18 protein-coding genes and 1 tRNA gene are annotated in these 24,054 nt (G+C 31.7%); 17 read left to right on the top strand and 2 right to left on the bottom strand.

Going from position 1 to position 24,054, the window contains the following annotated elements; all coding sequences use genetic code 11:
• Positions 1-254 precede the first annotated feature (254 nt).
• The 16 genes from mobH (at position 255) to J3U35_RS04340 (ending at position 17,628) form a co-directional block, all read left to right on the top strand.
• Complete coding sequence (gene mobH, locus J3U35_RS04410) at positions 255-2,120, top strand: MobH family relaxase (protein ID WP_267347823.1); 1,866 nt, start codon at positions 255-257, stop codon at positions 2,118-2,120.
• Positions 2,121-2,132: 12 nt separating this feature from the next.
• Positions 2,133-2,519 (top strand): phage integrase SAM-like domain-containing protein, encoded by a 387-nt coding sequence (locus tag J3U35_RS11550; protein WP_416379708.1) that lies wholly within the window; start codon positions 2,133-2,135, stop codon positions 2,517-2,519.
• Entirely contained in the window at positions 2,453-3,106 is a 654-nt protein-coding gene (locus J3U35_RS04405) for a site-specific integrase (RefSeq protein WP_267347822.1), read from the top strand. The genes J3U35_RS11550 and J3U35_RS04405 overlap by 67 nt, the downstream gene beginning before the upstream one ends.
• 229 nt (positions 3,107-3,335) lie before the next feature.
• Positions 3,336-3,400 (top strand) — tRNA-OTHER (locus J3U35_RS04400).
• Positions 3,401-4,286: 886 nt separating this feature from the next.
• The gene (locus J3U35_RS04395) at positions 4,287-5,828 is read left to right on the top strand and encodes a phage tail tube protein (protein ID WP_267359821.1); all 1,542 of its coding nucleotides are present in this window, start codon (positions 4,287-4,289) and stop codon (positions 5,826-5,828) included.
• 37 nt (positions 5,829-5,865) lie between these two features.
• Complete coding sequence (locus J3U35_RS04390; RefSeq protein ID WP_267352273.1) at positions 5,866-6,285, top strand: hypothetical protein; 420 nt, start codon at positions 5,866-5,868, stop codon at positions 6,283-6,285.
• Between the two features lie 26 nt (positions 6,286-6,311).
• Positions 6,312-6,617 carry a hypothetical protein gene (locus J3U35_RS04385; protein ID WP_267359819.1) on the top strand — a complete coding sequence of 102 codons (306 nt, stop codon included), beginning with the start codon at positions 6,312-6,314 and terminating at the stop codon, positions 6,615-6,617.
• Between the two features lie 246 nt (positions 6,618-6,863).
• Positions 6,864-8,480, top strand: coding sequence for a hypothetical protein (locus J3U35_RS04380; protein ID WP_267359817.1), 1,617 nt, complete (start codon positions 6,864-6,866; stop codon positions 8,478-8,480).
• Positions 8,481-8,710: 230 nt separating this feature from the next.
• Entirely contained in the window at positions 8,711-9,889 is a 1,179-nt protein-coding gene (locus J3U35_RS04375) for a hypothetical protein (protein WP_220217142.1), read from the top strand.
• Complete coding sequence (locus tag J3U35_RS04370) at positions 9,873-10,658, top strand: phage BR0599 family protein (protein WP_267359815.1); 786 nt, start codon at positions 9,873-9,875, stop codon at positions 10,656-10,658. The genes J3U35_RS04375 and J3U35_RS04370 overlap by 17 nt, the downstream gene beginning before the upstream one ends.
• 9 nt (positions 10,659-10,667) lie before the next feature.
• Positions 10,668-10,907 carry a hypothetical protein gene (locus J3U35_RS04365; RefSeq protein ID WP_065557716.1) on the top strand — a complete coding sequence of 80 codons (240 nt, stop codon included), beginning with the start codon at positions 10,668-10,670 and terminating at the stop codon, positions 10,905-10,907.
• Complete coding sequence (locus tag J3U35_RS04360; protein ID WP_220217144.1) at positions 10,907-11,125, top strand: hypothetical protein; 219 nt, start codon at positions 10,907-10,909, stop codon at positions 11,123-11,125. The genes J3U35_RS04365 and J3U35_RS04360 overlap by 1 nt, the downstream gene beginning before the upstream one ends.
• A complete protein-coding gene (locus tag J3U35_RS04355; RefSeq protein ID WP_267359813.1) occupies positions 11,095-13,908 on the top strand; it encodes a phage tail protein in 2,814 nt (937 codons plus the stop codon). The genes J3U35_RS04360 and J3U35_RS04355 overlap by 31 nt, the downstream gene beginning before the upstream one ends.
• An 8-nt stretch (positions 13,909-13,916) precedes the next feature.
• A complete protein-coding gene (locus J3U35_RS04350) occupies positions 13,917-14,747 on the top strand; it encodes a carboxypeptidase-like regulatory domain-containing protein (RefSeq protein WP_267359811.1) in 831 nt (276 codons plus the stop codon).
• 257 nt (positions 14,748-15,004) lie between these two features.
• The gene (locus J3U35_RS04345; protein WP_267359809.1) at positions 15,005-15,850 is read left to right on the top strand and encodes a hypothetical protein; all 846 of its coding nucleotides are present in this window, start codon (positions 15,005-15,007) and stop codon (positions 15,848-15,850) included.
• A 263-nt stretch (positions 15,851-16,113) separates the two neighbouring features.
• Positions 16,114-17,628, top strand: coding sequence for a tannase/feruloyl esterase family alpha/beta hydrolase (locus J3U35_RS04340; RefSeq protein WP_267359807.1), 1,515 nt, complete (start codon positions 16,114-16,116; stop codon positions 17,626-17,628).
• 390 nt (positions 17,629-18,018) lie between these two features.
• On the opposite strand, the gene J3U35_RS04335 is transcribed toward J3U35_RS04340, so the two are convergent.
• Both J3U35_RS04335 and J3U35_RS04330 read right to left on the bottom strand, forming a co-directional pair.
• On the bottom strand, positions 18,019-21,534 hold the full coding sequence (locus J3U35_RS04335; RefSeq protein WP_267359805.1) for an AAA domain-containing protein: 3,516 nt from the start codon (positions 21,532-21,534) through the stop codon (positions 18,019-18,021).
• Positions 21,535-22,289: 755 nt separating this feature from the next.
• Positions 22,290-23,261 (bottom strand): helix-turn-helix transcriptional regulator, encoded by a 972-nt coding sequence (locus tag J3U35_RS04330; protein ID WP_267359803.1) that lies wholly within the window; start codon positions 23,259-23,261, stop codon positions 22,290-22,292.
• A gap of 127 nt (positions 23,262-23,388) precedes the next feature.
• On the opposite strand from J3U35_RS04330, the gene J3U35_RS04325 reads away from it, so the two are divergent.
• Positions 23,389-23,769, top strand: a complete 381-nt coding sequence (locus J3U35_RS04325; RefSeq protein ID WP_267359801.1) for a VOC family protein — start codon at positions 23,389-23,391, stop codon at positions 23,767-23,769.
• Positions 23,770-24,054: the final 285 nt, after the last annotated feature.

Genomic DNA, 24,054 nt, shown 5'->3' with positions numbered 1-24,054 from the left:
GAATGTAGTGAGTTTGTTGGCTAATGGTATGTGATCACCTTAATAAAGGAACGTTCCATTTTACTGGCAACGTTTGAGAATTAACGATCATCTTCTCGTTGTTTGCTACAAAAGTAGCTGAAAACAGAATGATTATACTAGTTGAGTAGAAAATCGCAATAATATCTTTGGATAAAAGTTTATTTTTTTATATTAAATATGACTTACCGAGTTTATAGTGACAGACTACTGATATCGTAAAAATAATAGTGATTATGTTTCATTTAATAAAAAAATTTATTGTCAAAAATAAACCAGAAGACATAGTAACCAATGATATCGCAGGATTAGATGGATGGTATATCCCAAAATCTGCAAAAGAATTGCTTGATACTTCCTTACGGCAAAAGCTTATCTCACTAATTTGGCAACGAGTATCAATTGATCAACAGAGATTCAAAAAGTTATATATGGATGTTATCAATAATTATGTTGAAATAGTGCAGTTACTTCCAGCTTCTGAAGCACATCATCATTCTTACATAGGTGGTATGATTGATCATGGACTCGAAGTTGCAAATTATGCATTAAAGCTAAGACAATCATACTTACTCGGAGCTAATGCAGAAGATATTCCAAGACAAGCTCAAGCTTGGAGTGCCGCAGTTGTCTATGGTGCATTATTACATGATATAGGTAAAGTGGTTGTAGATGTTCATGTTGAAATGAATGACGGTAACATCTGGTATCCATGGCAAAGCAATTTAAATTTACCATACCGATTTAATTACAAAAAAGATAGAGATTATTCTCTTCATCCTTGTGCAGTTACACTTATGATTAAGCGCATTTTGCCTGATGAAAGTATCACTTGGTTATCACAATACCCAGAATTATTTAAATCGTTTTTAAGTTTATGTTCTGGTCACACTGAAAAAGCTGGCGTATTAGCTGAAATTATACAAAAAGCAGATATGTTTTCTGTATCAAATAATCTGGGGGGAGATCCAACAAAAATATTAAGTAAACCAGTATCATTAATGAGTAAAATGATCGTTTCGATAAGATATTTAATTGAATCAGAATTAGTTTTGAATGGTCCAAAAGCTAGTGATGGTTGGTTTGATGGTAAAGATGTTTGGGTTATTAGCAAATCATTTACAGATAAAATGAAAGCTAATTTGTTGCAAAATGGTATAACAGAAATACCAGCTGACAATGCTAAAATATTTAATATATTAAAAGAGCACGGAATAGCAATTCCAAACGGTGATAAAACGATCTGGCCATGTAAAATTGAATCAGAAGAAACTGGTTGGATTGCTGAAAAATTAACACTAATACGAATACCAGGTAATGTGGCTTTTCATAATATAACTAATGCTCCAGAATCATTCAAAGGGTCAATTACTCCATTGTTTACAGAAGCTGATGTACAAAGTGATTTTAACCCTATACCTGACAATATACCAGTCGATGAAGGGGAAGTTGAAGAAAAAACCAATTTAAAGATTGTATCTGAGTCTGTAGATAACAAAAATTCTGTAATGCAAGATACAATATTCAGTTTATTTTCTAATGAGCATAAAAATACTGAAATCTCTGAAGTACAAATAATGGATAAGCATGATGATTTCGAAAATTCACAATTAGAAGATAATTTAATAAAAGGTGATGATACAAAAAATAATAATATTTCTACTTTTAATGAACCTATTCCTAACACATTAGATAATAACGATATATATAATCATCCATTTTTTAAGTGGGTTCGAGTCCAAATTATTGATAAAAAACTGCCAGTCAATAATCAAAACGCATGTATTCATACTGTGGACGGTAAGATATTTATGGTAACACCTAAAATTTTTAAAAAATACAGTTTATATATGAATGGTAATGATGATGAAAGTAACTGGAAACAATATCAACGTGAATTCCAAGCTCTAAAAATTCATATGAAATTTAGCGATGAAGGATTTAACATCTGGAAATGCATTATTTCTGGAAAAAGAAAGAGCCATACTTTCATTAAAGGGTATCTAATTGACAACAAACCATTATTTGCTATTGAAAATAAATTCCTTGATAATCCTCATTTAACTTTAATTCAGGATATTAATATTTACAAAAACAATTAACAAGGAGTTTTAATGAACGAAAAAACGCAAAAACAAGGAAACATGTCTTGGCAAAATTTGTTAATAGCATATCTAGACTTTAAATCATTGCGTAGTCAAAGTAGTCACAATTATCGAAGATACGTTAAATCATTTACTCGATTTTTTGATAGTGAGTTTACAAATATTGATTCAATCAATCATGAGAAAGTATCAAGTTTTAGAAATTATATTTTAAATGTAAGAAATTGTAAAAATACTACATGGAATAATTATTGCCGGCATTTTAAAGCAATGATGAGATTTGGGATTGATCATGGATTAATTACACAAAAAAAAATCCATTTGATAAGATGTTTCTCAAACCTGGTAAGAAAGCAAAAAAGACTGTATCACAAGATGATATTGATATTTGTCTGAATTTCTTAAAAGAAAAGCAGTTAGAAGAAAAAATAAAAGATTTTTATTATCCTACACAATTCTGGATAACACTTATTAAAGTATTGCAATATACAGGTATTAGACGTAATCAATTATTGCATATTCGTATTTGTGATATTAATGTTAAAGATAAGAAATTGTTATTAATTGAAGATGGCTGTAAAACTTATAATGAACGAGAAATTCCACTTTTAGATGATATATTAAAGGATATTATTGAATTAAAGAAACAATTAAAAATGTTGAATAAGAAACCAAAAATGCAATTGTTTAATATTTACCATTTTAAAAATAATAAATCTAAATCTCGTGCTTATAAAGAAATGGATTTTAATAGAATAGATTCTTTTTTTCAGCGTTTATCAAAAGCTTGTGGTGTAAAAGTTACACCGCACCGTTTTCGGCATACATTAGCAACAAACTTGATGAAACACCCAGATCGAAATGTGACGTTAGTTAAAGAATTATTAGGTCATTCGTCTCTATCAACAACTTTAGAATACATTGCGACAGATCATGAGCAAATAAGATCTTGTTTGAATGAGCATTTTAATCAATTAAAATAATAAATAAACACTATTAAATAAATAGCGGTTTGTTGATTATTAATATTATCAGACAACGACAGGCTGCTATTTTAAAATTTAGTATAATGATCAGTAAAATAAGTCGGTGATAAAATAAAGTGTTAATATTGATCTTGACAAAAAATTTAATTTAATTATGATTTGCAAACAATATCTATCCCTCTTACCTGTGTAATGAGTTAAATTAAATATTAAAATCATCTATATGATATGATTTTGCCAAGTCGACTCATAATCGATTGGTCACTGGTTCAAGTCCAGTAGGGGCCACCATCATAAGAATCAAGCAAATTTTTAAACGTTCAAAAAAACATTATTTATTAAGTCATCCATATCTAATCGTAAAAGCATCCATCTTTTTTATCAATTTTGATTCGAAAGTTAGAACTTTAAGTTGAATCATTAAAAATTATTAAAGTGAGCTTTATCGGCAATTTATTTTTAGCATAAACGAAAATTGAACTTATGTTTAAAAAATTATTTTATTAATTTAATATATTTATAATCATATAGTTATCTATTTTATTTTAATGAGATATATGTATTTTTAATTAAATAAAACCGATAATTTAGCTTGATTAATTGACACCGTACATTTTTGGTGTATAATTAATCTAAACTAAGATAATTTTATTTAAAGCCCCGCTATAAATAGTGGGGCTTTTTTATTTCTCGAAAACATTAATGGGTTACTAAAATAATAACTTCCCGTTTTTCGTTGATAGTAATAAAAATTGATAGTTTATTAAATATTTCAGATTTATTTTTTATATGATCAATGCCAAATTATTTAAAAAGGAGGTTTTCAAAAAACGTAAAAAAATAATTAATTTTTTCTTACTAACAGTGCCATCAGTATTAAAAAAGATGTTATATCTTTTCTTGCAACTTTTTAAGTTAACATAAGTAACGTTTTAATTTTTAGATTTAAACCTTAAACATCATCTCCATCGTGAGTTTATTCAAACTCTCAACAACTTTCTAATAATACAATCTCAAAAAATTAAATCAGAAATCTCATCAGTATATTAGATGAATTGATAGCCTCAATTCTAACGATTTATTTAGAAATTCTGATAATCAACCACCGCAAAATAGCAATATTTTCAATTGTTATTTTGCAAATACAACTAAAACATTTAATTAATTAGGAAATAATATGAATACAACAAAAACAATTGACAGTAATGTTACAAGTTTATACATCGCAGAAGAAGATGATTTAAAAATACTTCCTAGCAATCCTGTTTGGCATGGTATCGAAGTAAATAGCTATAGTGATTTCGGCGGTTCTACAACCTTACTACAGCGAGAAACGATCAATCCTTCACGACAAAATCAAAAGGGTAAAATTGTTGATATTGATGCTTCAGCAGGTTTTAGCCTTGATATGACTAAAAATATTTTTCCTTGGCTAATGCGTGGTTTTATGTTTGCAGAAGCAAGAGAAAAATTTACAACTCAATCACTTAGCGGTAAAACATTACCTATTAAGAGTGTATCAAAAGGTTATAATTTTACAGATAGTCATAAATTACCGCAAAAATTACTCACAGGCACGATTATTCATGCTTCAGGGTTTAGCAATTTTGCAAATAATGGTTTAAAAATTGTATCTTCTTGCTCTGAAAACAATATTTCTACTAACTCAAGTACACCACAGCTAGAAGAATTGAATCCGCCAGCAAGCGCAAAAATTTCTGCGGTAGGTTTTAAATTCAGCTCAGGTAGTTGTTCAATGGAAGTTAAAAAAGGAACATTACCTAAATTGGTTTCCACTTCGACTGATTTAACTAAACTCGGATTAATTGAAGGTGAATGGATTTGGGTTGGTGGTGATGCATCGGACTCTTATTTTCCAAAAAATAGAGGTTGGGCAAGAATAACCGAAATTACTGCGAAAACAATAACTTTTGATGATACCGACTTTGTGCCTGAAAATGATACCGGTGCTAATATTAAATTAGAAATCTATTTTGGAACGGTAATTAAAAATGAAAAAGAACAAAATAAAATTATTAAAAAAACCTATTGTTTTGAACGAACACTAGGTTCGGTTGATAACGAAATTCAAGCCCAATACGTAAATGGGGCAGTTGCAAATGAATTAACCATTAATATGGGTTCAGCACAATATGTTACTGCAGATTTGAATTATGTTGGATGTAATTCTTTCACGAAAAAAGGGAAGAATCGAATTATAGGTGAACGTTTAGAATGTGATAAATCATCACCTTTTAACGCAACTTCTAATATTTATCGACAAAAATTAAGTATCAATGATACGAAAAGTTCAACACCAAGTGCTTTATTTGCTTATGTTACTGATTCCAGTTTAGCTATTTCTAATGGTGTTACAGGAGTTAAAGGACTTGGAATTTTAGGAAGCTTTGATGTATCTGTTGGTAATTTTAGTGTAACCGGATCAATTACCGCATACTTTTCTTCAGTTGATGCGATAGAAGCGATTCGAAACAACGCCGATGTTGGCTTTTCGACAATTTTAGCTGCGGAAAATTCAGGGGTCATTTTTGACATTCCTTTATTAGCGTTAAGTGGTGGTATGCCTAATATAGAAAAAGATCAGAAAATCACGATACCACTTGAGAAAACAGGGGCGGAAAACAAACATGGTTACACAATGATGTATCAAACATTTGAATACCTTCCTGATTCTGCAATGCCATATGTTAACGTTTAATTATATTAATCATAATTGTGCTTTTTAGGAGAAAAAAATGAGTTTATTTGAACAATTTGAAACAGATAGAAATAAAGAAAAAGATGGGGTTCCAGTGACTTATGGAGCCAATAAAGACGGAACAATTCCAACGTTCTATTTAGCCCGAATGGGAGGCGTAAATTCTAAATACTCAATGTTAATCAAAAAATTAACTAAACAATACAAAAGACAAATACAGTTAGATTCTTTGCCAGAAGATAAAGTCATTGAAATTTCGATGCAAGCTTTTGTAGGTGGTGTACTAAGAGGCTGGGAAAACATACAAGGACGTGACAATAAAATTATACCGTTCACTTCTGACAATGCAATTAAGCTCTTAACTCAGTTGCCAGATTTATTCAATGATTTAATTGCACAAGCAAGTGATATTGATTTATTTAAAACGGTTGAGCTGGAAAAAGATATAAAAAACTAATTGAAGTCCTTGAATATCAACTTGATATGAATGGAAAGGACGAAGATATCATCAGAATGTCTCAACAAATGGGACAAGCACTTCCAGATAAAATCAAAAATAAACCCGAACTTGACGAACATCTTGAATTTTACTATCAAGCTTTTCTCGATTTAGATACGACACGATCACATTCAATGGGCCCAACACCTATTTCATGGTTAGCAATCATTGAATACGCTCGGTTTTATCAATTAGATAATGAAGATACGAATGATTTTGTTTATCTAATACGTGAAATGGATAAGGTAAATTTAAAACATGTTAATCGGGCTTTTAAATCAAAAAACTAAGTAGCATTTTTTAAAAGTAGATGATTATTCATCTTTATTAAGCTTAGTTCATTAAATTTTTTATTGAAAATAGAGTGGTTATATAAGGCTAAAATGAACTTGTATAACTACTACTATTTTGTAAAAAGTTTACCTATAAATAATTTAAATCAGCGCTTTAAAAATATATCAACATGAGAGACAGACTTATTAGTTAATAAATATTGTACCTCAATTTGATTATATTCAGGCAAAAAAGGGGTTTATATGGCAATTGAAACATTACAGTTTTCAGAGAATATTCCTTCCTCAATCAAAACAAAGCTAAAAGGTATCGATAGTGCTTCAGTTTCAGCAAGAATAAATTTAAACAAATTAAAAACATTGTTGAAAAATAGTTGGAATACAGATCCGTTTAAGAAAGCTGAAGATAGTATTAAAAACTTAAGTAACGAAATATTAAAAAGCTTTGAGGTTGTAATAAATCGTACAAAAATATTGAAGAATCCAAATGAAAATTTCAATACATTGACGACAAAAACAAAAAATACTGGGATAGCACAACATCAATCAACAGCTAAAAATACAGATAACACATTAATAACTCCAGATGAACAACTTTTACTAAGTTCGTTAAATCCAATAAATGATAAACTAACAGAATTCAACAAAAAACAATCAGAATTGGCAGGCATCTATCAAAAAGCAGCAATTAGTCAAAATGAGTACAATGACTATATGACATTATTGAATCAGCAATATGATGAATCAATAGATCCACTTGGTAATTATAATAAAGAGTTAGAGCGAACATGGGAACTGATGAAACTCTCTTCTCAAGAAAGGGCTATAGAAAATGAATTTAATCGTATCACTCTAGATCTGATGAATAAGGGTTTAATATTAAATCAACAGCAAAATGCTGAATTAAGAAAAACAATCGAATTGAATCAGGAATATTTGAGAATACTTGCGATTAAAGACGGCTTAGAGAACAATTCAAAAAAACAAAAGCAACAAGATTTTGGTGATTTGGTTAATGCTTTAAGTCTGTCCGAATTAGATGATAATGAAATAATCAACGTGTTGAACACAGATAGTCGAAGTCCATTTACAGGAATGTTCGAAAACTCTTGGAGCTTATTAAGTTTGCAGATTGAACAATATCAATCGATGTATGATCAAATAAATGTTCTTACAGAAAAATTCAATCTTGATCAGTCGGTTGCCGCATCATTAAGAGCACAAGTTTGGGCCAAACAAAATGATGTTATTTTAAGTCAGGCAGATAAATTTTTTGGCAATGTGGCAAAATTACAAAGTTCAAATAATGCTACGATGGCTAAAGTTGGTAAAGCAGCAGCGATTGCACAGGCCATTGTGAATACTTATCAATCTGCTAATGCTGCCTATGCATCAATGGCAGGTATTCCTTATATAGGCCCGGCTCTGGGTGCAGCAGCTGCGGCGGCGGCTATTACTTCCGGTATGGCGAATGTCGCAGCCATTCGATCTCAATCAACAGGCTTTATGAAAGGTGGTTATACGGGGAACCTGGCACGAACTCAGGTAGCAGGTCTAGTACATGGTCAAGAATTTGTGATGAATGCGTCAGCAACGCAACGAATAGGGGTTAATAACCTTGAAGCCTTACAACGTGGAGATATGAGTAGCATACAAGTTCCTCAAATTACAAATCAAAGTTCAACATCTGAAAAAGCTGAAAGTAGCTTACAAACTATTGCCCCAATCATTAATATTGCATTAGTCAATGACAATGACAGTGCACAGCAATGGTTATCTACTCAAGAAGGTGTCAAGCGAATAATGCAAATAAATCGAGAAAATGGTGATGAACTAGCAACAATAGTGAAAGCTTGTTAATTAAAATGTCTAAGTAAGACCAAATTGCATCAAAATTGAAAATCCCAAATGATATAGTTATAAGATCAAAGTGGATTTAAAACTTGAGTAACTAATAAAATTAAGCGCCTCAATTGGCGCTTTTTCTTTATAAACATTCAAGAACAAATTAACAAAAGCGCATTTAGCTAGCCTTTCACCATTGTCAACATATCAAAAATTGCTTAATTCTTATTTTAAAGAAGGCCAACATGTCAAATATCATTACAGAACAACCCATAAAAGGGGCTAAAGAAACATTTTCCTGGCTAACTGATATCATCGAAACAAAAAACGGTAGAGAGCACAGAATAGGTTTACGTGCTTTACCACGAGTTTCTTATGAATACTCATTTTTAACTCATATTCATAATCGTAACTATTATTTAAATTCACTCAGAAATAATTTCACTGAGATATGGTTGATACCAGATTGGTTGTCAGGAATATATCTTGGTGAACTAGAATTAGGTCAGAAAACTATACCTAATATCTTAAATCAAAAAGTGGGTGATAAGTTTTTGATTTATCAGAATGCTGAACATAGTGAAGTAAATGAATGGCTACAATTACCAAAACAAAAGCCATTAGAATTTGTTTTCATAGAACCCAAAAAAACCAAATTAGTGTTTGAACTAAAAAAAAGAGTTCCTGTTGAAAAGCAGGTCAATATAAAACCGATAAATTATCATTATAAAGCAGCGTATATTCTTCCATTAATGCCATGTTATCTTACTAATACTAAATACACGACTTCAGGGTATGAAAGTCAAATAGATATTAGTGTTGAACTAAGTCATGAATTGAATTTTAGCAGCGGCGCTAATTATGGTATCAAGTATCTTGGATTAGAAGTATTGCATAATTGTTATGGAGTTAATGAATCAACAATTCAAAAAGATATTGAAATTGTTGATTATGATCTAGGTAAAATTACCCGAATTGAGAATTGGCAATATTCAAAGCTGTCTCGATCTTTGACTTTTTACCTTGATGGACTGAAAGAAATCCAGGCTTTTAAAAAATTTATTTATCGAATCGAAGGAAAACTTAACGCATTTTGGTTATGTGATAACGATGAAAATCTTGTTAAAACACATATATTAGGCGATAAGATTTATATAGAAAATCAATCATTTAACCCATCATTCAAATATTTAGCATTATTTCATCCAGATAGTGTTTCGTATGTGAAAATTATCAATATTAAAAATACGGGTAAAAGTATTCAATTAACGATTGATCAAGTTATCACTAAGCCTATTACAAAAATTAGTCACTTAATGTTATGTCGTTTTGACACCGATGATATACAAATTGAATACGATACCTATTTACAAGCTCAATCTAACATTCCAATAATCGAGGTTTTCGATGATCAATATTTTTAAACAAGCTGAATTATATGTTTTTAATGATGGAATCAATACATATCGTTATACCAATGGTATGCGTGAACTAAATATTGATAATCAGACATATAAAAAGGAGTCCATCAATCGCACAGCGATAAAACGGGATGCCGCTATTTCCAAAAATAAAATTGATATAACCATGCCAATTACTAATGAAGTCGTGAAATCATGGATAAACCCGGATATCACGAAGCATTTACTTGTTGATATCTATATTCTCGATAAAAAAAATATGACTACGATGTCATGGAGTGGGCGTTTAACTCAGACATCAACATCAGAAAAAGAGATGGTGATGACATTTGAATTATTGATTACACGCTCAGGGCAAACTGGTGTAAATGAAAAAATTCAGCGTAATTGTCGTTATTCTCTTTATGGCGAACATTGTGGTCTAAATAGAGAGGATTTTAAGGTAAAAGGTACTGTGTTAGCTTATGAAAATGATATCGTCACGGTTGAATTTGAACGTGAAATTGAAAATGGTTATTTCACGGCAGGTATTTTAAGGACGTCTGAAGGCGAACAGACGTTTATTAAAGAACATAATCAATCATCAATAGTCCTAATCAGAAAAAATCAGCAGTTGTTGGACAATCTCAATAAAGGAATATTGGAAATTACGCTTTATAAAGGTTGTTTAAGAACCCTAAATTCTTGTCATTCATTCAATAACACCATCAATTATGGTGGATTTCCTTATTTACCTTTAGAACCGTTAAATAACGGTAATTCAATTGTTTAGGAGCGAAATATGTTTTTTTTAATTTCTGCATTAGTTGCTGTTGTTGTTGGAATGGTCGTTGGGATGGTGTCTTCAAAGGGCAAAGCAAATCAACAAAAAATAGAAGCTGATGAATTTAAAACGGGAACTTCAACAGAAGGAACGGGAATACCCATTGTATTTGGTACCGTTAAGATAACCAATCCAATTTATACCTGGATTGGAGATAAAAAAACGTCAGCTATTAGAAAAAAAGGTGGCAAAAAATAATGAAAATAATTGTAACCAGAGACGATATGATTGCAGTAAAACAATGTAGTCGTGGTGGACGGGAGTTTTTTAAACGTCATGGACTCGATTGGAACCAATTTTTGAAAGAAGGAATAGATGCTGAAATTTTAAAATCAACCAATGATGCAATGGCAAATCAAGTTATAGAACATGCGGAGCGTAGAACATGGGCGGAAGTAAGAAAAAGCAAACTGTAGGTTATAAATATTACGCTGGAGTCAGTATGGTTTTATGTCAAGGCACTATAGATAAATTGACTAATATTAGCGTAGCAGACAGGACAGCATGGCGAGGTGCTGTGCAAGATGGACAAATAGCCATAAATAAACAAGGATTATTCGGTGGTGACAAAAGGGAAGGTGGTGTATCAGGTACAGTTGATGTGTATTCAGGTCATCATCAACATAATCGAAATAGTTATTTGGCAAGTAAATTATCAGCTATTGTACCGGCTTATCGTCATGTCGCGGGTCTTGTATTCCGACAATTTTATTGGGGAAATAACCCTTATATGAAAGATATTTCGGCAGTTGTTCAGCGTATACATTATCAAGACTCCAAAAAAACACGACAATGGTATGACAGTAAAGCAGAGATAAAAACTGAAAATGGAAGTGCAAATACAGCTATCCATTTTATATTGGATACTTCAATGAGTATGAGTGGAGGGCGAATCCAAGCACTTAAATCAGCGATGAAACGTGCTATACAAAATCTTTCAACTTCAATCGATTTGATGACATTAAGATTAGATATTCTGATAACCACTTATCAAGGCGGAAATCCACAAACAAAACTAGTTAGAAAAGTTTCTCAAAACGATATTGTAGGTCTTTTATCTTTTATTGATAATTTAAAAATTGTTGGCGGAGAAAATCTTGAAAATGTGTTATCTCATTCTATAAATTTCTTTAAAGACACATTCAATCAAACAATGAATCGATGTTGTATTTTTGTTAGTGATGGTGAATTAGAAAATGCTGACCATATCAAAAATGAAGAAATTCATAATATGATTGATAAAAAAGGGCAATTTAATGAACAAGATGAACATGATGTCAAAATATTTTGTATCAATGTTGATAATACCAATAAATCATTAAGTTCAAAAATTGATAATACGCCAGAAGATGGGATACCAGTAATAAAGGGAACCGATTCGAACATTATTTATGATACCATCATGAATGCAATCAATAATCTCAATGCAGATATGAATCCCGCCCACATACTAAGAGAATTAGTACTTAATCAGCAAAATGGTTTTAATTCGAGCCTAATCAAGAACAGCATTAACGAAGATTCATTTAGACAAGCTGCTGATCTCTTTTATCGAGAAAAACTTGGTCTTTCTTATATATGGAATGATCAAAGTAAGTTTGAAGATTTGAAGAAAAATATTGAAAATACTGCAAACTGTGTTTTATATCAAAATGCTAAAACAAATCAATTTGAAATAAAAGTAATTCGAAATGACTACCATATTGAAAAATTACCTCTTTTTGATAAAACGAATATAGTCAAAATTTCCGATATTAAAAAAAATATCATCACTGAGATGATTAACTCGGTTACCGTCAATTTTATAGACAGAACAAATGACTATAAACAAGGTTCGGTGACTGTTCGGGATGATGCTTTAATTTTGATGGCTGGACGTGAAAATAATACGACTGTTACTTATGATATGGTTTACAATCGTTCATTAGCTTCTAGACTAGCACTTCGTGATTTAGCCGCATTATCTTCAGATTTAGCTTCTGTTTCATTAACCCTTAATTTAGACGGAAGAATGCTTAATCGTGGTGATGTTTTTGTATTGGATATGCCACAGCTAGGGCTAAATAAAGCCGTAATGCGTGTAACTTCACTTGATTACGGTACTCAGAAAAGTAATCAAGTTACCGTTGAATGCATGAGAGATGTGTTTTCATTGCCATCATCGACAGTGGTAAGTAATCAACCCGTCATTATACCCACAACCGATATAAATTTAGCTAAACCAGCTGAACATTACGCTATTATGGAATGTCCCTATTATGAACTGGTTTATAATTACGGGCAAAGAGAAGTTGATTTTATGATTCAAGATGATAAGTCGATCGGTCAAATAGCTGCAACAATTGCATCGCCACCAGAGGGGACTTTTCATAGTGAATTAGTTACCTCTTTTTCGAATACTTTTGAGAATCCAGAAAATATCATAGATTGTGAAATGAGATTAATAGAGCATGAACTTGATCAAGTTACATCAATTATTACACTCAACTTTAATCCACCAGAACAAGACTATAACTGGATCTTGATTGGAAACGAAATTTTATATGTTCAATCTTTTTCTAACAATCAGCTGACCGTCAAAAGAGGGTGTCTTGACACATTACCAGAAAAACATGAAAAAGGGAGTAAAGTCTATTTTTGTGGGGGACAATTATCATTAAAAAGTGATGAATATTATCAAGGTGATAAAGTTGATTGCCGAATTATTACAAACACTTCTACTGATTCATTAGATCCTTCATTAGCGACAGGTGCAATGATTAATATTCAAGGTCGAGCTGCAAAACCTTATCCTCCTGCAAATGTTAAGATAAATAATTTTTATTTTCCCGATAAACTCAGTACCGACCAACTCTACATCAAATGGTCATCGAGAAATCGACTTCAACAAACATCAGGAGAACTTATTGGATGGTATGAAAGCGATATTACACCAGAAAGTGGTGTTAAATATCATCTGACCATCAAACTCAATAAAAGAATAATTGTAGATCAAATTATTGATGTTACTACATTTGAATTGGATGTTTCTGAATATCTTCAGGGAACGCTAGATATTCAAATATCAAGTATTGTCGATAATATTTATTGTTTTACACCATTTTCTCATTCGATTGAACTTTATAATGACTTAATTTTTAAAATTCATGAAGAACAATCAGCAATTGATAAAAATAATCTAATAGTCAAAATTAAATAGGAAAAATTATGGCAAAAATAGCAATTATATCTACTAGCACCTATCGAAAAGACATCAAGAATGTATTTGATGGGTTAGGTCACCAAGTTGATTATCTGATAGATAACAGTATCACTTATAATCAATTGATGACCTACGATTTAATCGTATCAACAACCCAATATTCGCGTAAAGAGGTAATTAAACAGTGCGTGGATAATGGTATTCCTGCAATTGTAGCGCAAGGGACGTCATCGACAGTTTCTTTAGCTAAAGATTTAGGTATGTTTGATCAAAATGAACATCAAGTTAATGATTGGAATTACTTAAGACCATTGAAAATATCTTTAATAACACAAAAGATCCCTAAATTGGGTTTTGCCCCTTATTTGAAACCAACATGGTGTTCGTCCTTTCCTATTTCTTCAATGGCACCTGGGGGTGAAGCACTGTGTGCCATGTATCATGACCGTGATGATTTTATCATTTGTGCACAATTTAAAAAAGGAACGGTCGATACATATGGGGGAACTTTTGGCGCAAATTGTGTTTTTATGTCATTCTTAGATCGTGAATTTTTAACAAGAAATGCGATAAAAATGCTCGATAATGCTATTAATTTTTGTTTTCAAAATTATACAACCCTATCGGGGAAAGTGGTGGATGAAACAGATCAACCAATCTCAAGAGAGGTAAAAATATATGATCAGAAAACAGGAGAATTAGTTTCGGAAATAACAAGTAATGAAGACGGTTTATTTTCTGCTGAAGTATTTTCTGGACAAAGCTACTATGTCATTGCATTTGATAAAGATAATGGTAAGAAAAATGCAGTAATTATAGATAATATCAAAGTTTGATTAATCATAATAATAACATATCAATATAAGTCCCATAAAATTAACCTATTAAATAATTTTAAATAATACTTAAAACCGAAATTCTAATCTAACCAACTATAACTTCTCAATTTAACCATTCATTTTATCACGATATTAAAACGACGTTTAGAATTAAAAATCACTTGTACATAATAATAAACATATATTTTCAATGAATGGTTAATTGTTTTTTTCAATGCATTAAATTTCATAATTACGTTATTAAGGAGGTCAACATGGCCAAAATTGTTATATGCAGTGAAGAACTTATAAGAGTGCAATCAATGATAGATGCACTAAATCCATATCATGATATTACTTTTTGTATAGCAAGCTCGACAGATTACAATGAACAGTATTTATCGACATTCGATTTAATTATGGATTATCGAAATGGAACAGAATATACCACATCATTTTGCATTAAAAACTGCTCTAAAAAGGGTATTCCAGTTATAGCAGGTGGAACCAGAAATAGTACGGGCAGTATTATGTCACTGGGAATGGCCAAAAACCCTATGTATTTTTCAAGTGGAAATTTAAATAGGATAATCAATGTTAGTGACGTATTAACAAGTGATCGAAAACACGAAACAATCGCACATAGCTCAAGCGGTGAAATATTTATGATAATAGAAGATTTAAAAAAAGAGTTTGGAATTGAAATTTTATCAGTCAATCAAATGTATAATGGTACTTATTATATTAATACCGCCATATTCCGCCAAGGCAGTTTAAATGTCAATGGTGAGGTTTTTGGTAGCGATTGTGCTTTTATCGGTTTTCCTTTTAGTCGACCATTAACAGAAGAAGCAATACAGATGGTCAATGATATTATTAATTGGCTAGTTAATCGTAAAGATGTTGTCGCACAGGTAAAAGATGAAGAGGGTAACCTTTTATCGCATTGCGAAATTCAGCTTTGTTTAAGAAAAACGGGAGAAGTCATGACGACTTATACCACAGATGAAAATGGGCAAGTGAGTTTAAGAATAAGACCTAATCATGAATATTATGCCGTAGCTTTTGATCAAGCAACCGGTAATAAAAATGCCGCTGTTATAGATAATATTAAGGTTTGAGCCAAAGAATATAGAGTATTTTTTATAAATCGAATCAATTAAATAATAAATTAGCCTCAACACGAGGCTGTTTTTATCATTAAGCATACATAAAAATTATGATTTAATTATCAAAACTATAAAATAAATTTAAAATACAGCAATAAACTTAACCAAAATTTCAGCCTAACTATAACGTTGTAAAACTGATATTATCGTTTATAAAAATACTAATAATCTGTAAACTTAAAAAAATGATTAAATTCACAAGGAAATGGGTAAGAATGAAACATTGTCTATTATTTTTGACGATATTAAACTGTTTTGGTACTTCCAATTTTGCAATCGCCATTGATAACGAACGTTGCCAAACATTAGTAAACCTTAAATTTGATGATGCTAAAATTATCAAAACAGAACTTATTGCCGATCGTTTTACGCCGCCGTCTAATTTAGCGGATTCATTGCGCAATGCGGATACAAAAGAGATATCTCAACTTCCTCAGCTTTGTCGGATTGAATTGGTGATTCAACCTAAGATCAACGTTGAAGTTTGGTTGCCAACTCAATGGAATCATCGTTTACAAGCCATTGGGGGAGGGGGATATGCTGGTTTTATTCCTTTTGACGAATTAGCTGTTGCAGTTCAAGGAGGGTACGCAGCAATGGGAACAGATACCGGACATAGTGGGAATCTGTTTGAAGGTGATTTTGTATTCAAAAACAATCAGTTACAAGCCGATACGATAGCAGATTTTGCTTATCGTAGTGTTCATGAAATGACAATTAAAACTAAACAAATTATTCAAGCGTATTATGGTAAACCAGCTGACTATTCTTATTGGAATGGTTGTTCAACGGGAGGGCGACAAGGATTAATGGAGGCGCAAAGATTTCCCGCTGATTATGACGGTATCTATATTGTGGCACCAGCTATTCAATGGGACAAATTTATCCCTTCTGAATTGTGGCCTCAAGTTGTTATGCAAAAGGAGTTAGGGCATCCGATTGACACTCATAAACTTATAATGTTACGAAAGGCAATAATTCAATTAGCTGATGAACAAGATGGAATTAAAGACGGTATAATCAATGATCCAACAGCATTAGAAATTTCTGATAACTTTTTAAAAGAACATAATTTTAATGATGCTGAAATTATAGCATTACGAAAAATTTGGCAAGGTCCGACGAATCAACTTGGAGAATCCTTATGGTTTGGTGTGGAAAAAACCGCACCGCAAGAGGCACTTGCTGGTAATGAACCTTTTCCAATCCCTGTTGATTATTTTAAATATTGGATAGCTCAGAATCCAAATCTTGATTGGAAAAATATGGACTACCAAAGCTTTGTCGATTATTTCAATGAATCAGTCGATTTATTCAGACCTGTTATGGGAACGGATAACCCAGATTTGAGTCAGTTTAAAAAATCCGGTGGAAAAATGATTATTTGGCATGGTTGGGATGATCGTTTAATCCCACCCAAAGGGACGATTCATTATTACAATCACGTTGTAAAATTAATGGGGGGACAGAAACACACGGATGAATTTGTTAAGCTTTATATGGCACCGGGCGTTGATCATTGTAATGGTGGTGATGGTGCAGACCAGATCAATGGTTTTGAATCACTGGTAAATTGGGTCGAAAAACAACAACCGCCAAAAACCCTAACAGCCAAAAAAATAGAGAATGGTAATCTTACTTTGCAACGACCATTATGTGCATATCCACAAAAAACAGTTTACAAAGGTGAGGGTAATGCCAATAATCCTGCTAATTTTGAATGTCAGTAAATGCCTTAGTAGGTCTAAATAGGTCTGGAAATTGACTTAATGACATAAGTTTAATCTAACAGTTAGCTTTTTCTATAAGCGCTCTGTTAGATTAAATCCCATCTTTTTAAACAATCTTAATCAAAATAATGCCCGAATAAAAAGAATTTTATTGATAATAAAATCATTATTAACCCTTATTGATGACCTCCACCTACAGTGTATATTATTTTTATCATCATGATCATTCTTGCCAGTTGTTTTATATTGAATACATCCATCGCAAGGTATGGATTATGAAAAGGGCAATATCGTTAGATAATTGTATCCAAATACCTATTATCTGTTTGGTAAATTCCTCGGATAATAATTTAATTAAACATAATTTATAATATCTAGCGCAAATATTACTTAACGTTTTAAAAATCGACTTTCAAAGCTACTTTTTAGAAGTTTAATTTCATTGACTAAATTATTATTTTTACCTTGATAAGCAATAGACGTTTCATGTCTTACATATCTACCTTTTCTTTGAGCGCCGAGCCAGTTAAATGAACCTATGCAGAGTAGATCATAATCTTTAATCACTAGCTTACTATGGACATTTTTAACAAATTTAGCTTCAATTCCTTTATTTTTAAACTCCGTCATAATATAAGACAATTCATTTTCGATTTCTTTTTGTCTATCTTCATTCTTGTTTGATGTATTGAGCTGATGATCAGTGTAAACAGAAACTTTCACACCTTTTTTTACAGCTATCTCCATGACATTTAATATATTGGTGATTTGAATAGCCGCTAATCTCACCCACGGTGAGACAATAAGTATCTCTTTTTGGGCATTTTTTATAGAATTTTGAAGAAACGTATCATGCTCTTCTGTTCCTTTAATAATTTGATAATCCCTATTGCTAGATTTGACTAAATCTTCCCTAGCAATATATTCAAAAAACAATTCATTATCTTGATTAGCGAATAAGTATTTGGCTAACGCTCCTCTTGGCGATTTCGAAGAAGGATCCAATATATCCATATCACCAAAGACTAAAAAGCTATCTTTTGCCCGTGAAATTGCCACATTCAATTTGCTCGATTTATCATCAATAAAATTACCATTGGCATGTTTTGAGTAAACCATTGAAAAGATGATGATCTTCCTTTCTGCTCCCTGTAAGGAGTGAATTGTACCGACAGTTAATGAATCCTCTTCATCATCAATGTTGATTCCACATTCTGACTCCTTAATCGCTCTCTTTATTTCAGCAACTTGTGCTCCAAAGGGGGTAACAATGCCAACAATTTTATTTATTGGTTCTTTATACTGATTTTCTAAAATGTCTTTATTTTCGATAAGCCATTTTGCAATAACCGTCGCTTCCAACTTATTGAAACGACTGCCAGTATGGGCCTTTTGACAAATACCATCAATATGCAAATAACCTAATGCCGGAAATTTTGCTTTTTCAGGTGAGCTACCCCGCATTGGTTTGAGTTTTCCTTTATAGACTAATTCGTTACAAAAACCAATGATTTCATCATAACATCGGCGATGCTCATATAAGAACATCCCAGGCTCCATTTCTGGATCATAATGATACTTAGAAGCTTGTTGTGCAATTCTCATCACACTACCGAAGGATGCCGTTTTTCCTAGTCTTTTAAGATGCTCATACTCCTCTTCAATATCTGAACTGCAAATAATTTTAGCCTTTTGCAAATTACCGATATCGACTTTAGGAGGGACTGACCATATAGGATCAGTTTGGAATGTATCGCCAATAATGAGTGCTTTTTTACTTAAAGAAAATGATGCCCCTGCCACCTCGGGTAATACCTGACCAGCCTCATCCACAATAAGTAAATCTGCAAAATTATATAAGTAATTTTTCTTATATTCTGCTCCTGTGTAGATAAATTTATCAGGTAACATAAAAAATGTGGAAACAATACACGGCGTTAGCTTCATACGTAAATACCAACGCTTTTTAGTCGGTGCAGCACCATTTTTTCTTTTCCAATTTTCTAGGTCTGGAAGCAGCTCTTCCATTTCCATTAACCAACGTCCTTCCCAATAATGGGTTGTCAGTAAGAATACATGAAAGCGAATTTTAATATCTGTAAGCGTATCAACTTGAGTGAATGTTATTTCTTGGTCTTTATCAGTTATACCCAAAGGCTGTAATGCAACATGCCAATCATTTAAAGAGTGATTTAACTTTGAAATAAGATGATCTATCTCTTTGAGCGTTTTTTGATTTTTTTGTATTGTTAGTTCGAGTGTGTTAAGTTTATTTTCAACAAATTGGGAAATACTATTTATCGTTTGCCATTGTTGTTTTTGTTCGGCCGGCCATATTTTTTTAAGGTGAAGTTTGGCGTTTGATAAGCGTTTTTGAGCTACTGCCGGTATCCATGAAAATAGTGAAAGCCATATGCTTTCATTAGCTAGATATTGCAGCCAAGATGTTTCCACATTTTGCCAAAGACTTTTGGTTGCTCGTTCAGTTTGTAACTGTTGATCATATTTATTTTTTGTATCTGTTAGAGAATCTCCATAAAGCTGCTTTACCTCTTGGCGTAGGTTGGATAAGTTTTGCCATGATTTTTCAATATTTTCTAATTTATCCGCTTCTTTTTTTAATGCTTGGTGGAGTTTATTTACGATGTCTTTGACAGAGCAATCTTTTAAATCTAACTCAGGGAAGGCTTGTAGCGCATAATTTATATAGTGCTGTTTTGCTTTTTCATAGTATTGTTGAGTTTCAATTTGAGTAAAAAAAGATTCGGTTTGATAAATTTTTTCAGCTTTCTCTGATTTACTTCGAGAAGGGTAATAGGCACCAAAGCTAGCAATATCAGGTAACCATCTACCTGCAAAAACGCCTTCTCCTATAGAAAAATCTTTCCCAAACGCATCTATAACGTTAGTAACGGCTTGATTGTTGGTGGAAGCAGCTACGATGACGGGAGGTTCAATTTCATCCAGTGCATGTTGTGCCCATATTGAGGCCACCACAGAAAGTAGCATGGTTGTTTTTCCTGTTCCGGGTGGACCATTCACTGCTAATATTTCACCATTTTCAGTACTTAAAAAATGATTCAATGCATCTCGTTGCGCATCTGCTAAAGGAAATTGATCACCTGAGTGAGCCACTCGTTTTGAAAAAAGACTATTGCCAGCTAAACAAGGTTGTTTCTTCGTTGAATGTTTTGAGGCGAATTTGCTAAAAAGTGGGATGTCATCTGTAGAATCACGTAACTTGTCATATAAAGAAACTATGTGCATAGCTGCATTTTTGATAACATCTTTTTTGATGATATAGCCGTAATTTAATGACTCAAAAGTATTATCACTTTCAAGCCAATCCTTAGCGATGACTTTAAGCAGTGAATCACAATCTTTTAAATAGGTTTTCCAAGCTACGCTATATTCTTCTTCCGTTAATTTACAATTTCCTTGCTCATCTTCCCGATAATTAATACCGGACACAATATTAGAGGTTAAATATAGGTCAAGGTTGTCTACCGAACCTACTGAAAATGAACCCTTTACCAGTGGCTCTAAAATATCACGAGATATAATAGTTTCATTGTTCAAGGGGTATAGTCTGCCATTTCTTGCCAATAATGCATTGGTTGCTACTGGCACAACAAACTCAGGGATATCTTTTTTGGCAAAAGTATGTTCAATTATATTTCGATAAACTTTAGGTCTTAAACTGACCTCAATAGTTTTGCGATCTTCTGGCTCATTTTCAAAAAGTTGTTGAGTGAATTCATTGCTAATTTGACCGTTTTCCAATACCACTGAGTCACATATTAAAAACTGTTCAATGTCTTTGCTATCCAAACCACCTTTTGCGAAAATAGAATCCACTAAAGAATTGCGCCAATAGCCGGCAAAAAATTGAGCATTTTTGTCCATAAATTATCCCTTATTATTTCGCTTCCCTTAAAAAAACATCTATGATAGTAGATAAACTTTATTATTTATAATAATTAGCAAGTTATCTATTAGGTTAGATATCAATAATTTTTGAAGAATATTCAAATTACTTTTGTAAATATATTCATTTTTATAATTTAGAGCTTCGAGAATTTGTTTTCTGTGCCTTAAGCCTCATCATATCCCAAAAGCTTTTCCGTAATTATAAACGTTTTAAGTTATCTGTTTATATAACTATTAGGTTTGTTGTTTGTCGTTCGACAACAATCTATATCTTAATTTTTAGAGTTTCTTTACAAAAAAAGATAATAATTATTATTCTATACCGTGTTAAAACTTATATGATATTAACTATCAGATCTAATGTAAAGAGTATAAAACTCGATATCTTTTGGCTTTTTCAGAAGTCGTTTTTGTTTAATGCTATTTGAATTTAGTTGGAATAATTAGGTATATCCGATTGAATAATGAAAAGAGGGGGCTTAATTATACTTTTAGTAAATGTTAATAGAGTACAAGTATAAAGTCTTGATATAATTTTATTGAATTTGATATGTTTATATATTTTTATGGATATTGAAATTGGAACGGAAAACGGGGTACGTAATAAACCTTATAACTTATTATATATAAAAGACAGACACCAATATTGCTTTTGCTAACGGTCTAGTTTCTTGTAGTACTCAATTGACTTTCACGGACTTGAATTACCATAACAACTCATTGATGACAAGTTATTTAATAGAACAATTTGACATCAATGAATTGACCGATTTTTTATAAGATTTAATTATTTTTTCTGCTCGTTCAATGAGTTCGTGACGTATATGTTCAGGCTCTAAACAAATACATTGATGACCTAAGCCCAGCAAAATGCCATAACTGTAGTCATCATCAATAAAGTCAAAATTTACAAGATATTGTTGTTCGTTTAATTTCTTAATATCTTTTTCGTCACAAAAATCTAAAATACGTTCCAAAAGCGATTCATCTATTAATAATTTTATTTTAAAAATCTTTTTTTTCATCTCCGTTTGGAATAGATAAAATGCTTCAGGCGTTGTTTGCCTAATAAAATTAGTGTTAGTTTCTCTAAGGTTTGACATTTTTGACAATTTAAATACACGAAAGTCATTTTTAGTTAGACAAAAAGCTTGTAAATACCATTCTTTTTCCTTAAAAATAAGTTTATATGGCTCAATTAAACGTGTCGCTTGTTTATTCCTAATACTTATATAATCAAACGATAAAAGCAGTTGTTCTTTCAGTGCCAGTCTTATAATAGATATTTTGTTATCAATATTTTGTTTGGAAAACCAAGGAGATAAATCAACAATAAGTTGATTTAAGTTATTTGTCACTTCATCAAGTTCTTGTTCTGATAAAAAACTCTTTATTTTCTCGAGTGTTCTTAAATTTTCACTTTCTTTTAAAACTGGTGAGGATAATAAGTTGAGGCCTTTTAATAAAACAATGACATCTTCTTTAGTGAATAGACCTTTACTAATTTTATAATTTTTTAAAATACTTATTCCACCGGCACTTCCTTGATAGGTAATAATGGGTATACCCGCTCCCTCGATAACTTGTATATCTCGGTAAATAGTACGCAATGATACATTTAATTTTTCGGCTAATTCTTTACCACTGATTTTTTCTCTTTGAAGCAATACCATGATGATAGTAATTATACGATTAATTTTCATGCTTTATGTTTGCAAAATAATTTAGATTGAATTTTAAATATGACATACAGTTGTCAGCAATGCTACATCAAAATAGAGATAACTAAAATTAATTGAACTAATTTTTATCACTAAAAGGAAAGAAAAAATGTTTAAACCTAATAGCGTTATTGTTTATGTCAAAGATGTCGATGCTAGCACAGAGTTTTACACAAAAATACTTGGGCGTCCACCTGTTGAAACTTATCCTGGCTTTGCTGTGTTTTTATTGAATGATGGTTTTATTTTGGGGCTTCAAGAGGCCGATAAAATAACGCCAAAGGCACCCAATCATTATGGGGGTTTTGAGTTGTCATTTAGTGATGTAACAAAAAATGATGTAGATGAGATTTATTCGACATGGAAGGAACTAAACGTCAAAATTGAACTTGAACCTCAAATGCTCGATTTTGGATACACATTTGTAGGAAATGATCCCGATGGTCATCGACTCCGTGTTTGCGCTACCGATACTTCAAAGTTTGAGTAGAATAATGTCTTAAGAAATTAAAACCATGGGGACTGTATTATGCACTCATTGTTTATGAGGAATTCATTTCATGAAAAAAGTGTGGTTGAGCATGCAAGCATATTGAGGATTTTATTTTGCTTGGGAAAATCTAATTGGGTTTGAAGAGATAATTTGATTTGCAATAAACGTTAATAATTTAGTTGTATTTAATCAAGTATATTTTTTAAATTTCATTTCAGTACAAGTAAAGTATTAAACAAGATTGAAACCCTTCTGACTTCAATAGGTTGTATTGAATGTGAT

Origin of the sequence: Gilliamella sp. B2717, from assembly GCF_026536675.1 — a bacterium.
Taxonomy (GTDB): Bacteria; Pseudomonadota; Gammaproteobacteria; order Enterobacterales; family Orbaceae; genus Gilliamella; species Gilliamella apicola_I.
This window is presented reverse-complemented; position numbering and strand designations above follow the sequence as displayed.